Annotated in this window: 12 protein-coding genes; 1 reads left to right on the plus strand and 11 read right to left on the minus strand. The window is 60.4% G+C overall.

Annotation, left to right across the window (positions count from 1 at the left end):
- Positions 1–1,637 precede the first annotated feature (1,637 nt).
- Positions 1,638–2,495 (minus strand): hypothetical protein, encoded by an 858-nt coding sequence (locus OIU93_RS19980; protein ID WP_264271809.1) that lies wholly within the window; start codon positions 2,493–2,495, stop codon positions 1,638–1,640.
- Between the two features lie 432 nt (positions 2,496–2,927).
- On the opposite strand from OIU93_RS19980, the gene OIU93_RS19985 reads away from it, so the two are divergent.
- Positions 2,928–3,089 carry a hypothetical protein gene (locus tag OIU93_RS19985; RefSeq protein WP_264271810.1) on the plus strand — a complete coding sequence of 54 codons (162 nt, stop codon included), beginning with the start codon at positions 2,928–2,930 and terminating at the stop codon, positions 3,087–3,089.
- Positions 3,090–3,386: 297 nt separating this feature from the next.
- Here the strand turns inward: OIU93_RS19985 and OIU93_RS19990 are convergent, their stop codons facing one another.
- From OIU93_RS19990 to OIU93_RS20035, 10 genes are all read right to left on the minus strand, one after another.
- Positions 3,387–3,977 carry a hypothetical protein gene (locus tag OIU93_RS19990; protein ID WP_264271811.1) on the minus strand — a complete coding sequence of 197 codons (591 nt, stop codon included), beginning with the start codon at positions 3,975–3,977 and terminating at the stop codon, positions 3,387–3,389.
- A complete protein-coding gene (locus tag OIU93_RS19995; RefSeq protein ID WP_264271812.1) occupies positions 3,974–4,780 on the minus strand; it encodes a hypothetical protein in 807 nt (268 codons plus the stop codon). The genes OIU93_RS19990 and OIU93_RS19995 overlap by 4 nt, the downstream gene beginning before the upstream one ends.
- A gap of 266 nt (positions 4,781–5,046) precedes the next feature.
- Positions 5,047–5,349 carry a hypothetical protein gene (locus OIU93_RS20000; protein ID WP_264271813.1) on the minus strand — a complete coding sequence of 101 codons (303 nt, stop codon included), beginning with the start codon at positions 5,347–5,349 and terminating at the stop codon, positions 5,047–5,049.
- Positions 5,350–5,351: 2 nt separating this feature from the next.
- Positions 5,352–5,738, minus strand: coding sequence for a hypothetical protein (locus OIU93_RS20005; RefSeq protein WP_264271814.1), 387 nt, complete (start codon positions 5,736–5,738; stop codon positions 5,352–5,354).
- A gap of 12 nt (positions 5,739–5,750) precedes the next feature.
- Positions 5,751–6,167, minus strand: a complete 417-nt coding sequence (locus OIU93_RS20010; RefSeq protein ID WP_264271815.1) for a hypothetical protein — start codon at positions 6,165–6,167, stop codon at positions 5,751–5,753.
- An 81-nt stretch (positions 6,168–6,248) separates the two neighbouring features.
- The gene (locus tag OIU93_RS20015; RefSeq protein ID WP_264271816.1) at positions 6,249–7,238 is read right to left on the minus strand and encodes a DUF4192 domain-containing protein; all 990 of its coding nucleotides are present in this window, start codon (positions 7,236–7,238) and stop codon (positions 6,249–6,251) included.
- A gap of 962 nt (positions 7,239–8,200) precedes the next feature.
- Positions 8,201–8,530, minus strand: coding sequence for a hypothetical protein (locus OIU93_RS20020; protein WP_264271817.1), 330 nt, complete (start codon positions 8,528–8,530; stop codon positions 8,201–8,203).
- A 577-nt stretch (positions 8,531–9,107) separates the two neighbouring features.
- Positions 9,108–10,049, minus strand: a complete 942-nt coding sequence (gene dprA, locus OIU93_RS20025) for a DNA-processing protein DprA (RefSeq protein WP_264271818.1) — start codon at positions 10,047–10,049, stop codon at positions 9,108–9,110.
- Positions 10,050–10,631: 582 nt separating this feature from the next.
- The gene (locus OIU93_RS20030) at positions 10,632–11,939 is read right to left on the minus strand and encodes a ParB/RepB/Spo0J family partition protein (RefSeq protein ID WP_264271819.1); all 1,308 of its coding nucleotides are present in this window, start codon (positions 11,937–11,939) and stop codon (positions 10,632–10,634) included.
- A 586-nt stretch (positions 11,940–12,525) separates the two neighbouring features.
- Positions 12,526–13,512, minus strand: a complete 987-nt coding sequence (locus OIU93_RS20035; protein WP_264271820.1) for a DUF3560 domain-containing protein — start codon at positions 13,510–13,512, stop codon at positions 12,526–12,528.
- Positions 13,513–14,282 lie beyond the last annotated feature (770 nt).

Here is a 14,282-nt window from a genome sequence, read left to right on the forward strand (position 1 = left end):
GTTGGGTAAAGCGACGATTTTGGACGGGTTCCATCGAGACTGCCGAGATGGCCTGGAACCGTGCCGAAATGGCCTGCTTCTTAGCGCCGAAATGGCCTATTTCTAATCGACGAAACACACGGTTCCTGCCCCGGTGGCGCGCAACTGGTGAGCGACGCCAACTTTGGCAAGAACGGAAAGGGGCGGGCTGGTGATGAAAACGGATTCATCACCAGCCCGCCCAATGGGGTGTTGCTTTACTGCTGTGGCCGTCTCAAGCTGTCCTACGGCCCGGTACTGCAGGTACTTCCCGGTGTTGCTGGTACTGCTGTGGTCGTCTCAAGCTGTCCGGCGACCACTCCCTCCGGGTACTGCTTTACTGATTTACTGCTGGTGTTGCCGGTTTTGCTGCGACCGTCTCAAGCTGTCCGACGGTCGGGTACTGCTGTACTGCTGTACTGCTGGTACTTCTGTAGTGCCGGGGTTGCTGGTCCTGCTGTACTGCTGCGGCCGTCTCAAGCTGTCCGACGACCACGCGCTCCGGCTACTGCTTTACTGCTTTGCTGCCGGGGTTGCTGGTCCTGCTGTACTGCTGCGGTCGTCTCAAGCTGTCCAACGACCACGCCCTCCGGCTACTGCTGTACTGCGGTGGCCGTCTCAAGCTGTCCGACGGCCGGGTACTGCTGCTACTGCTTTACTGCTGGTACTTCATTACTGCGGTGGCCGTCTCAAGCTGTCCGACGGCCAGGTACTGCTGTGCGGGTTTCCCCAAAGGAAGCAACTGCAGCTTCCTCAACCTGGGGGTAATTCGTTCTTCCCACCCGCATGCCAAGAAATATAGTAGTGCTTCGAGAGAAAATCAAATCCCCAGGTTTCCGGGGTTTTTGGAGGGGTTGGGCACTCGTCCACACGAGGTCGCTGGCTTGCGGGATGGTCCCTTCGGGATGCCCGGGGGTGGCCAGGCTGTAGCGGCCCCACCGGGCAGATCCTGTTGGCCGGCCGGTGGCGGGCCCCGGGACGAGGAGCTGTCGATCACGATCGTCGGATTGCCACAAGCGAACATCCGCACCAAGGCATTCTGTTCCACGGTACCGACCCGCGCACAACCAATACCGGCTAAACCCACTCCCCCGGGTCTTATCAACGGTTGGATTTCGCCTGCCTTGAGAAATAGGACACGAGACACAATGTTGAGAATTTTGGTTTCCCCGAAATTCGGCGGTTCACCGCACTTCGATTTCGGCGTGGAGACACGCGGGCCAGCATCCCATCATCGGATCCATTGATGCGACCACTACCCATGAAACACCCCGCATCTGGAAGGTTCGGCGTGCAGGGAGCCGATCAGCCCCAAGCTCTACTTTTGAAGCGTCATTTCGGAACTGTAAGCGAGGGTGGACTTTATATGCACATCGGTGTGCAGGACCGCAGTCACTGACATCTCCGACAATTGTTGACCCATAAATGCTGGCTCCGCATGAGAATTGCGAGGAGCTGGCCGCGGTTGATGTTGGGGCCGGCTCTCTGGCTTTCACTCTGTACGGCACAGCGAAAGCCCCAAGACATCAATTCCTTCTGGATGCTGTATATCTCTGCTCCTCAATGCCTAAACCCTTACGAACAGCTGAGAAGCCTCAGTACCGTTCGACTTGGTACTGCTACCAGTTGCCTCGCTTGTCCCAACGACTTTCGAGGATACCGATACCCGGTTTGACGGCCAGAGTGGTGGTCTCTTTCGTCGGCCAGCCAAGCTGGTTTACGAATGGGTAAAGGAGATATCGCACAGCGGCCGGATGATGCCAAAGGTCAGGACAAGCCGCCGCACCCATGAGCCTCAGAATCTCTTCCTTGCCAGCAAGGGCAACGAAATTGCCAAGAATGGTGCCCACATGGCTGACACCAGGCGACCTGACGCCCGCCAAATTTCGTGGAATACGCGCCCGGCTTTCTCGAGGATATGCGATTTTCCCGTGCCCGGACGATGAGGGGATGCTATCCGGAATGCTCGGCAGATAAGCACTTGCCTCGGAAACAATGCTGCACCAGAGATGCCCATCGCAAATATTGTGAGTTTCTACGTCTCCGCCAACAATGCGGAATGCGCCGTCCGTTAACTGTTCGACGAAATCCACTCTCATCTCCCGGTCAGCATCTGACAACGCAACGCTGGAGTTGGCAATCTGAATAAATGCCGCATGAAGACCTTCATCTACAAGCAACGTCTCCACCCACGTTGCCCCACGTCCGCGGTCAAGAGGCACGTTCTCAACGCCTTCGATCTTTCGACGCGATGGCGTAGTAGCGTCACGCAGATTTTGATGAAAACCTCCATAGACATCGTGTAGGTCATCACGGAGTTGCGCGAGATTGTTGTCACCGGCCGCCGAGCAAGAAACTGCACGCTTGATTAGATCAAACTGATGCCCAGCTCCGTGGCAGTAACAATTGCAACTCGACAGGCGCGCGCGTTCGCACGCAGAGTTGTGTTCTTCAAAGAGGTGCATTGTTTTGGTCAAAACCAGCTCCTTAAGATCGGCGACACCGTTGCCACCTATTTGGTCACTATACAGTCATAAAATAAATTCTTTTCCGAAACTACTCAGAATGAAACTAGCTAATGGGGGCGCAAGGCAGGCTTGTAATCGCAACGGGAACCGTTTTGGAATCTCGCCGAGATTCAGGCGGGCAGTAGGGAAAGGGCCTTTGATGAAACGTGGAAAAGCACTAAGGGTCGTCAATAGGCCCAGCGTTCGAGGGCGTTCACTCAATTTCCGGCTGTGTTGTCTTGCAAACCATAGATAGCAACACACGACTAGCATGGCTTCCTCGAAGATTCTGGAAGCCAAAATTCCTGAGCGGTAAAAGGGTTTCCAAGGAGATTCTTCGTCCAAGTAGTCATTTCCTCATGAATGACGCACGAAACGTTGCTGGACGATTAGTATATTTACATGTCAAGCATCGATTCACACGGTATGGGATACAACCAAGAGCACGGCGAGCCTTTCGATCCGGCAGAAGCAATTGCCCAGGAAGAGCGAGACCAAAAAGCAGCAGAAAAGATTTGGGCGGAGCAGAAGCGCGCACGGACCGACGAGGAAGAAGGCCGTTAAAAAGTGCTGGGCGTCGGCCCTACGACGGCTGGAGGCCCGCCAGGAGGGACGAGGACACGGGTGGGTTCTGCTTCGCGACCAGTGAAGGGTATAGTTTTCGACGCGTTATAAACCACAAGCACAACGAGAACTCCGCAATCACTATGATCGTGGTTTCATTATGCGCCACCCGCCTTGACTCTGCGCTGAGAGTGCGGTTCTATTGAATTAGCCCACCTCCTGCCGGGGGGTTGGGAAGTTAAAGCCAGGATCCCCGCCGAATGACGGGACCTGGCTTTCGCGCTTAACATCGATACATCAGATGTAGTGCCGCGTGATGAGCCCTGAGAAGCTATTAACCCACCGGTCATTACCGGCTTTTCCTTCCCCTACTGCGCCCAGTATCTGATCTGGTATCCACAGCATTGGTTCTATCGACGGGACTTGGATCTCTACACGCAGCGCCCTAGGCATTGCTCTGCTACCTCGGAGCTGTTCAACCAGACGCATGTCTCTGGCATTGAGAGATTGTGTACGCGATTCAAGAAATACAGTACTTACCCCGAGATCCCCCAGCTCTGCTAGCAGTCGCTCCATACACTTGGCGCGGGCTCGCTCTTGACGCCGAGGATCCATGGGCGCAGCAACGACCACAATGTGCGCTGCATCGATCCTGCCGATAAGGTCCATCGACAGCTTCTTTGCCGCATTGTCCATCTCTCGCCAGTGCAGCTTGGAGCCCCCTTTGCGCACTGCGCGAAGATCATCGCGTACGCTATCGCAGGACAAAGGATCGGCAACTGCTGCACCGAGCATGTAGAGAGGTTCAGCGACATTAACCGCGCGCATACTCTCATCCACCCAAGCATGCAGCTCAAACGAGTCCGCCGAATCTAGCCCCTCGCTCATTTCGCTTCAGCTGCTTCCTCGTGGGCAAAGGCACCAATGAGTGTATATACGTTAACGGTCGTCAGACCACTGTCGGTCAGAGGTGCCTTTCGGGTTCGCTTATCGATTTTCAGGAGATCTAGGGCCTCAAGTTTCTTGAAACCGCGTTCGGCCGTATCGGCGGACCATCCGTACCACTTGGGGACATTTTCGGTGGGTAGTTCGAATCCAGGCTTTTCATGCAGCGCGACCAGGAGCATTGCGGTGGCGGAGATATCTAGCTGCTCGTAGAGTTTTTCGGTCCAAAACTTGTAGTCGAGCTTGAGAAACCGGTCCGTATTCTTATTTCCAGGTCGGGTGTATGTCCCACCGTGACCGTCAGGTCGTAGGATCGTGACCTTCACGAGCCGGTTCTTTCCAGTAGACGTGCGAGTAATCAGATTCCTATCCTGCAGGCGCCTGAAAATTTTGCTGACTGCAGCCCTGGCTGAAGCTGGTTCAGCTCCAATAGTTGTATCGAACGCACGAGACCATGCCCCGATAGGAAGTGAAGTGCTCCAATCCTCGTTTTCTCCGCCACTGCTTATGATTGCGTGAAGAAGCAGGAAAGCTCGTAGTCCCCTCAGATCGCCATTCTTAACGAATTCGCTCAGAGGGCCAGAACGATCCTTCAGATTCCCATCTGGATTCTGGACGAAGTCCTTTAGTATAGGGGCTGCAGATCGCTTAGACCTCGTAAGTAGGTCTACACGTGTTTCTTCCGGCGTTGATTTTTCCTCATTTGGGTCAGATACTGTTTCAGGTTTCTTTTCATTGCTTTTCATATTGACTACATTGGCAGACTAGTCTCAATGTGACAACCGCACTAGCCTTCGATGAATTACCGCCACAGCGGGTGTTGTGAGATAACCTGTGATACCCCTATGCGATAACAGTGCGAGAACCTGTAAATACTATAGGGGGATACCGCATGCAACCCCCTCGGCCCCTTACCTAGACTGGCCAAACGGTCTGCTTCTAAAAATAGTGCTGACCGATTCACTTACAAACGGCTCGGGGCACTCAGATCCACTACCACGGCTTGATTTGTTCAGGAAGATTGGCCTTTGGGTGGTCCGGGTGCCGGCCACGGCAGCTCATCGAGGATCTCCCACAGTGTGGCGCTGTCGGTGGCGGTGCGGGAGATTCCCGGTAGTTCGTCCAGGGCGAGTGCCTGCAGGTACTTGACGACGGTGCTTGTGGCTTCGGCGTAGGCGATGTGGCCGGCTTGTCCTGCGGTGATGGTCGCGGCGCATTTCTGCGCCTGGTAGCGGGTTAGGTGGACCGGAACGTTGTCCAGCTCGTTGCGGACATTGAGCAGGTCCTGGTAGTCATCCGGGTCCAGACTTCCCATGCTCAGGCGTCGTCGCTTTCGCGGCGGCGGTCGCCGGGGGTCCGGTAGCCCTGTGCGGCGATGGCTTCCTGGGCCTTGGCCAGCTCCTCCCCCAGTTGTTCGGCCAACTCTGCTGCCCGGGCCAGGTGCTCACCGGCCTGCATGATGCTTTCGGCAGGATCTTTGCCCTGGTCTTCGGTGACGTCGTATTCCTCGAGGGACTTCACGAGTCCCTGGGCGAGCTGGTCGGAGATCTGGGGCAGGAAGTGGCCGAGGTTTTTGAGGTTTCCCAGGATCCGGTACACCACCGGTGCCGGGTGGGTTGCCCGGGTGAGGTGGGCCAGGGCGCGCAGTGCGTCGTAGGCGGTGTCGGCTTCCTGGACTGCTTCGGGGGTCTTGTCATCGTCCATGATCGTGGTCTCCTAGTTCCTTGGTCCGTGTTCTGTTCTCACCATATCGGTGGGGCACCAGGTGCCCATGAGTTCCCCGGTGTCATCGATCCAGGCGACGTGCACCAGGTGTGTGGTGCGGGCGGTGACTTCGACCGGAAGGACCAGGCTGCCGCTGTTCGTGGGGATCTCTGCGGTGGCCCGGTGGTGCGGCACGGCCCGGGCCGGCTCGTCGCCGGGGTAAAAGCGCATGAGTTCGTACGCGGTGCCTTGGTGGGTGAAGGTGTCAGGGTTTCCCCGTGCCGGGGTGTCCGGGGCGCGCAGCGCCCTGGTGCGGCGGCCGGGGGAGCTTGCGGAGGAGGCCGCCGCCGAAATCTGTAGCCGCGGCTCCCAAGGTGACTCGTCGCGGAGCTGCGTGGGATGGTGGGTAAAAGCCATGTCGATGCTCATGTGTGGGTCTCCCTTTTGGGTGTGAGTGTAGCTAAGTGGGGCGACGTTTTGGAACGTCGCCCCACCTAGCTAGTGGTTGGGTTAGCGCTTGGTGCTGGCGGACCTCGGAAGTTCGCCGGTGTTGATCAATGTGATCAACAGGGTGGTGAGGCGGTGCTCGGGGTCGGCGTCAAGGGCTAGGCCGAGGAATTTCATTGCTTCGCTTCCCTTGCCGTCGATCCAGCGTGTCCATCCGACTCCGGCCAGCAGGTCGGTGCGGTGTGCTTCGGGGATGAATTCCAGCGCGGTATAAACTGCATCGGCACCCGTGAGGAAGAATTCCCAATCTTCCGGTGCTTTCTCCCCCATCAGGACGGCGCTCATCGTTCCGGCGTCGTCGCTGGTGGTGGCCAGCGAGGCGAAGAGCAGGTCGCGCACGTTCTTGTTGGTGCAGATCCCGGCCAGCCATGCGGCGTGCTGGGGGCTGACCTTGCCGTTGTGGCGGTAGCCGCCGACCATGTCGGCCAGCGTGCCGCGCACCACGGCGCGGGTTTCCTCGTCCTCGAAGCCCATATGGCGGGCGTCGTTGATGAATTTCTCGAGGTCGCTGACACTTGCCGGGGTGGTGCAGGCCGGAATGTCCGCGGCCATCTTCGCGGCCTTGGCGGTGCTGAACATCAAGGCCAGTGCCGCGTTGGATTCGGCCACGGTGGAGAATTCCACCGCGTCGGTGGAATCGCCGTCGTAGTCCATGACCCATCCATCGGTGATGAGCACCGAGTTCCTGATGGGGCATCCCGCGCGGGCCAAGGTGTCGCCCAACGCGCGGAACTGCGCGGTGGTCATGGCCAAATCGTTCTCGAAGCTCAACAGGATGACGCTGTTGGCATCACTCACGCGGTGAACGTACGTGGTGATTTGCTGCGCCCATTCCTCGGCGGGTGCTTCGGGGCTGGCATCCACGCGCAGGGTGGCCAGCAGTCCGCTGTCGTTCGTCAGCATGAGAACTACCGACGAGGTGGGGATGAAGCCGATTCCGTGGATGGCGACTGCCGTGACCTCGGCCATGGTGGTTGCTTTGATGCTTTTCATGGTTGTTTTCCTCAATCTGTGGGTGAGGGGGATCGCGGAACCAGCCCCGCGCTTTGTCTCTCCCCCGCGTTTTTTGGTTGCTGGCGAAATGAAATGAGCGGCCCGAGCACCAAGGAGCAGCAACCCGCAGGGCAAGGGACCGACATTCTTTGTGAGGAAATAAGCGCAGCGCCGATCAAAGAATTCGGGCGCTTGGCCCCGCAGCGCAGCAAGGGGCTTGTGCCCTTGGTGACGGGCCATAGACTCCGAAGGACAGCAACCGAAAAAAGGGGACGGCCGCAGGCCGGCACCTGATTTCCCGAAGGGGAATCAGGTCAACAGCCGGCCGCGCAGCGGACGCCCGGTTCCTGGGTGCGAGCGAGCGAGTACCCAGGACTCCCTCAAACCCCCGGCTAACTGATCAACGCTCCCCCGCGGCTTTCCGGTCAGCTCATCCACGGGGCCGTCCACGGAGTCGTCCATGCGCGGTAGCGGGTGTGGCGAGTCTGTGCGTCGGGGCGGTGGGTGAAGTGCTGTGTTGTGGGTGGGTGGACACGCCTGCGATGAAATGTCAGGCCATCCACAGCCAAACGAGGTGGCCAGCACATGGCCGCCGCTTGCGAAGTGGCCAGCAGTGGCGCACCGCGCCATCATGACCGAAGGTCAGCACATGGCCGCCGCTTGCGAAGTGGCCAGCACATGGCCGCCGCTTGCGAAGTGGCCAGCACATGGCCGCCGCTTGCGAAGTGGCCAGCACATGGCCGCCGCTTGCGAAGTGGCCAGCAGTGGCGCACCGCGCCATCATGACCGAAGGTCAGCACGCCCGGGCCGGGCACAGGAAAACGCTCGTGTGCCGTGGGGCTGTACCGCGCGCAGCGTCTGGCGGCCGGGGGAGCTGGCGGCGGAGGCCGCCCGCACAACCAGGAAAAAGGGGAGGGCCACCCCTGTTCGGTGCGCCGCTCCCCCGCCGGGTTCCTTGGTGCCTAGTCTTCGTCGTCTGGTTCCCCGAGATAGGCCTCATGAGCTCTAATGCTGGCTTCGAGCGCTTCGATTTCGAGGTTCCTGATTTCGGAGTCGCGTTCTCCGATTTCGAGCTCGAGGGTTTCCAGCAACAGCATCCGCGCCGACTTGTAGTACGGCGGCTCATCCGGGTCATCCGATTCAAGGGGAACCGCGTCCCCGTGGGGATTGTTTTCTAGGTCTTCCTCGGTGGTGGCGATGGTGTGGCAGATTGTCCGCATCTCGCTATCCGCATGAAGCTCAGGGGATACGTACCTGTCCAGCACTGACTGGAGCTGTTCTTCGGAGATCATGATGGCATCCTTTCATGGGTGAGGGGGTCGCGGAACCAGCCCCGCGCTTTGTCTCTCCCCCGCGTTTTTTGGTTGCTGGCGAAATGAAATGAAGCGGACCGAGCACCAAGGAGCAGCAACCCGTAGGGCAGGGCGGCCAATTGTTTGTCCGGAAATAAGCGCAGCGCCGGACACAGAATTTGCCGGGCTGGCCCCGCAGCGCAGCAAGGGGCTTGTGCCCTTGGTGTCGGGCCATAGACTCCGAAGGACAGCAACCGAAAAAAGGGGACGGCCGCCAGGCCGGCACCTGATTTCCCGAAGGGGAATCAGGTCAACAGCCGCACCGCGCCAGCGGGGCGCCCGGTTCCTGGGTGCGAGCGAGCGAGTACCCAGGACTCCCTGAAACCCCCGGCATTCCGCGGGGAGTAGATGATGCATTACTCATTCACTCAAACGAGTGCGTGAGTATAAGATGCCCTTCAACGCATCCTGGCCATCGCGCAGCGTCTGGCGGCCGGGGGAGCTGGCGGCGGAGGCCGCCCGCACCACCACGAAAAGGAGGGGACACCCAAACGGCGCCCCCTCCCCCACTGCGTGGTTAGTGGTTGGTATCCAACAAATTCAATGCCTCGGCCCCCGTGGTGACGAGGTCGGCGACTCCGTCTCGTATGAGGCGGTGCGTTCCTGCGGAATTGGCAGAGAATACCGAGCCCGGCACGGCTCCGACGTTTCGCCCCATGGTCTTGGCATGGTTGGCGGTGGTCATTGCCCCAGAGCGCCAGCGCGCCTCTGTTACGACGGTTGCGCCGGTCAGCCCGGCGATGAGTCGGTTTCGGGCGAGGAAGCGCCAGCGCGTCGGTGCTTTGCCCGGCGCTATTTCACTGAGCACGGTTCCCCGTTCGGCGATGCGCGCGAGCAGGTCGGCGTTGCCGACGGGGTAGTACCGGTCAAGGCCTCCTGCCATCACCGCGATGGTTGGGCACTCGTTGTTTTCGGCGCTGAGCGCGGCTTGGTGTGCGCAAGCGTCGATTCCGTAGGCTCCACCGGAGACAACGGTTACTCCGCTGTTTGCCGCGTGGATGGAAATTTCAACGGTTGCTTGGCGTCCGTATTCGGTGGCGTCTCGTGAGCCGACGATGGCCAGCGCTCGGTGCGTTTCGGGGATCCCGTTTTCCATGTTTCCGCGCCACCAGAGGCCGATCGGGTTGGATCGGGGGTCGTTGCCTGCGGTCGGCCAGTTTTCGTCCTCGGGGGTCAGGAATCCCCCTCCTAGGCGCTCGATCAAGGCGAGGCTTGCCTGGGCGTGTTCGCGGCCTCGGTATTTGCCTTTCCAGACGTACAGGGCGTCCTCGAGGTTTCGTTCGTTGGTGCTCTTGTGGCTGTTGAATATCTCGCGTTCCGAATCGGTCATGGTCGCGTCCTGTTCGACTATCGCCAGTCCTTTCTCGGGACCGACTGCGGCCAGCAGGGCGCGCGCGGCTCCGTCGCAGGGTTCGGAGAAGTCGGTCCATGCGGCGTAGGCGATGCGTTGGGTGTTCATGGTTGTTTTCCTCAATCTGTGGGTGAGGGGGGTCGCGGAACCAGCCCCGCGCTTTGTCTCTCCCCCGCGTTTTTTGGTTGCTGGCGAAATGAAATGAGCGGACCGAGCACCCAGGAGCAGCAACCCGCAGGGCAAGGGACCGACATTCTTTGTGAGGAAATAAGCGCAGCGCCGATCAAAGAATTCGGGCGCTTGGCCCCGCAGCGCAGCAAGGGGCTTGTGCCCTGGGTGTCGGGCCATAAACTCCGAAGGACAGCAACCAAAAAAAGGGGACGGCCGCAGGACGGCACCTGATTCCACGGAACGGGGAATCAGGTCAACAGCCGCACCGCGTCAGCGGGGCGCCCGGTTCCTGGGTGCGAGCGAGCGAGTACCCAGGACTTCCTGGAACCCCCGGCATTCCGCGGGGAGTAGATGATGCATTACTCATTCACTCAAACGAGTGCGTGAGTACAAGACGCGTTGTTGCCGGACCTGGCCATCGCGCAGCGTCTGGCGGCCGGGGGAGCTGGCGGCGGAGGCCGCCCGCACCACCACGAAAAAGGAGGGGACACCCACACGGCGCCCCCTCCCCCAGTGTGGTTACTCTGTGGTTGTTTCCTCGGTGATGAGCTTTTCAACCTCGCTGGGGGTGTATCCCCATGCGATCAGTTGCGCGAAGTATTCGCGGGTGGCCTTGCTGGGGTTCCTCCATGCGTTGCGGTCGAGGGTTTTTTCGTAGGCCGCGAAGCACAGGGCCAGGATGGAGAATTCGCTCCGTGCGGCGACCTTGGCGGTGTGCGTGCTGACGGGGCTGAATCCCTCGGCCTTGATTCCCGCGAAGGTCGCGGCCATGTCTTGGCTGGAACGGCCGAGTTCGTAGCTGTGGGCACTGATGGTCTTGGCCACGAAGTGCAGGTATCCCTTGGGTGCGGTCTTGCGTGCCAGCAGAGTGGTAATCCATTCGTGCCGCACAGTGATGGCCGAGTCCATGTCCTTGTTGCGGCTGATCAGCTCTTTGCGTTCGGCCTTCTGTTCCTCGGACATGGGGCCGGAGCGGGAGCCACTGCCGCTGTTTCCCCATCGGTCGGTGAAGCCTGCCGCCTTCCATTCCTGGACTACGGCGACCGCTTCGATGTTTCCGTTGTAGAGCACGCGCACGAAGTACGCGGTGGCGTCGTCCTCCGTGGCGGGTTCGCCATCGGGACGGTTCAACGAGGTCACATATTTTGCGGTGCCTTCGTGGCCAACTTCGGCGGATTCGAGCACGGTTTTTCCGTTGGCGATCAGCTCGACTTTGACGGCTTCCACGGCGGCGTCCTCGGCTAATTGGTCGAGACGGCGCTGTGCGGCGTGAGGGAATTCGCCGGGTTCCTCCAACGCGATTTCGGTCAGTTTCGCGATGATTTCCTCGTGTCCGTCGAACTCCGCGATTTTCGCGGCCTGTTCGATGGTCAGCCCTTGCCCCAGCGAGGCGTTGGCGGCGGCGTTGGCCTTGGCGGTGAGGGCTTGGGAGACCGTTTCCTTGTGTGCGCCGGTGCGCTTGGCGATCTTGGTGGGGCTCATGCCCAGCAGGGAAAGCTGGTGGAATGCTTCGGCGCGGTCTGCGTGCGTGAGTTCCTGCCGCTGGTCGTTTTCCACGACCTGTGTTGCCACGCGGTCGGTTTCCTCGGGCGATGCCACGACATAGACCGGGATGGTGTCCCGTCCGGCTTCGACGGCGGCGAGCGTGCGGCGCTGGCCCATCAGCACATGCAGGGAGCCGTCCTTTTCGTGGGCGGTCACCGGCTGGAGCACACCGTGCTCCTTGATAGATGCAACGAACTCGGTTCCGAGTTCGGCCACGGTGCGCACGTTGGTGTCCACGGTCAGGGTCAGCGGGTTGACGTGTTCAAGCCTCTGGGTGTTCATGGTTGTTTTCCTCAATCTGTGGGTGAGGGGGTCGCGGAACCAGCCCCGCGCTTTGTCTCTCCCCCGCGTTTTTTGGTTGCTGGCGAAATGAAATGAGCGGACCGAGCACCCAGGAGCAGCAACCCGCAGGGCAAGGGACCGACATTCTTTGTGAGGAAATAAGCGCAGCGCCGATCAAAGAATTCGGGCGCTTGGCCCCGCAGCGCAGCAAGGGGCTTGTGCCCTGGGTGTCGGGCCATAAACTCCGAAGGACAGCAACCAAAAAAAGGGGACGGCCGCAGGACGGCACCTGATTCCACGGAACGGGGAATCAGGTCAACAGCCGCACCGCGTCAGCGGGGCGCCCGGTTCCTGGGTGCGAGCGAGCGAGTACCCAGGACGCCCTGAAACCCCCGGCATTCCGCGGGGAGTAGATGATGCATGACTCATTCACTCAAACGAGTGCGTGAGTAAAAGACGACGATGTTGCCGGACCTGGCCATCGCGCAGCGTCTGCGGCCGGGGGAGCTGGCGGCGGAGGCCGCCCGCACCACCGCGAAAAGGGAGGGGACACCCACACGGCGCCCCCTCCCCCGGTTCCTTTTAGCTAGCTGATGGCTGCCCGGGCTTCGGCATATTCGGCTGCTGTCTTGTGGTCGGTCAGTGCCTCGTATTCGATTTTGTCTGTCCAGGTGTATTCGGTTTTGACTGACACCGTTTTGGCGTTGGCTCGCACCACTTCGGCCCAGCCGAACCGGTACCGCACGTAGTCGCCCTTGTTGATGGTTTCCCGGCTGTAGTTGGTGGCCTTGCCTGTGGCGATCTGTTCGGCGCGGACCTGCTTCCAGTAGGTGAGCTGATCGTTTTGGTCAGCTAGCCGCGCGAGCAGGCGCTCACGGTATGCGCCGGTGGCGCCGATGGGTTCTTTGCTGAGCATGTCCCGGCCGGCTTCGTCCTTGATCCATTCGCGGCGGCCGTCGATGTTGCGTTGGGTGCCTCGGGTGTCGGCTTCGAGCTTCTTGATGCGGTTTGCGACGGTCTGCACGCTGTAGCGTGCGCCGGTGGTGTGGGCTGCCGTCGCGGCGGCCTCGGCTGCCTCGGTGGCGTCACGGTCGGCGGCGACCGATGCGCCCATGGCGCGGTGTGCCTTTTCGATGGCGTTGCGGTGGCGGTTTTCGCTGTGGTGGCCGACCTTGATCGGCTCGCCTCCCCAGGGCAGAGCGTCGCCTGCTGCCTTGGCGCGACGCTCGGCATCGTCGGCCGCGGTGCTCTTGCGCTGGGCCTTGGCTTCCAGTGCTTCGACGCGCTGGGCCTGGCGTTCGATCTTTGCCGCTTCGACGTCCGCCGTTGAGCGAGTGGTCTCGTCAATGTCCGTTTCAACCTCGAACCCTGCCGCACGGAGTGCGGTTGCCGTGCCCTGGATCTTGTAGAGCTTGGGCATCCGGTCGCGGCTCATGGGGACAAACCAGCTGGCGATGCTGCGGCCCCAACGCCAGCCGTTGGCTTTGAGGACTTCGGCGGTGCCGTCGCCCTTGGTGGTTCCCTCGATCAGGGTTCCGGCTTCGTGGGTGTGGGTAATTCTCAAGTGGCCCATGGTTGTTTTCCTCAATCTGTGGGTGAGGGGGATCGCGGAACCAGCCTGCGCGCTTTGTCTCTCCCCCGCATTTTTTTGGTTGCTGGCGAAATGAAATGAAGCGGACCCGAGCACCAAGGAGCAGCAACCCGCAGGGCAAGGGACCGGATTATTTGAGGCGAAATAAGCGACGGAGTCGCGCGTCTCAAATAATCCGGGCGCTTGGCCCCGCAGCGAAGCAAGGGGCTTGTGCCCTTGGTGTCGGGCCATAGACTCCGAAGGACAGCAACCGAAAAAAAGGGGACGGCCGCCAGGCCGGCACCTGATTTCCCGAAGGGGAATCAGGTCAACAGCCGCACCGCGCCAGCGGGGCGCCCGGTTCCTGGGTGCGAGCGAGCGAGTACCCAGGACTCCCTGAAACCCCCGGCTAACTTCTCAACGCTCCCCCAGGGCTTTCCGGTCAGCTCATCCACGGCGCCGTCCACGCAAGTCGTCCATGCGCGGTAGCGGGTGTGGCGAGTATGTGCGTCGGGGCGGTGGGCGAAGTGCTGTGTTGTGGGTGGGTGGACACGCCTGCGATGAAATGTCAGGCCATCCACAGCCAAACGAGGTGGCCGGAAACTCGTATGGCCACCGCTTGCGAAGTGGCCAGCAGTGGCGCACCGCGCCATCACCCTACGTGTCAGGCTGGAGCGGTACCACGGTGACAGAGCAAGTCAGCTCGATCGCGTAGGGCGAGAACCAGGAAACCAATCAGTATGTCTAATCTAGTTTTGGCCGAAGTGCGCCAA

The sequence above is a fragment of the Paeniglutamicibacter sp. ZC-3 genome (assembly GCF_025847175.2).
Lineage (GTDB): Bacteria > Actinomycetota > Actinomycetes > Actinomycetales > Micrococcaceae > Paeniglutamicibacter > Paeniglutamicibacter sulfureus.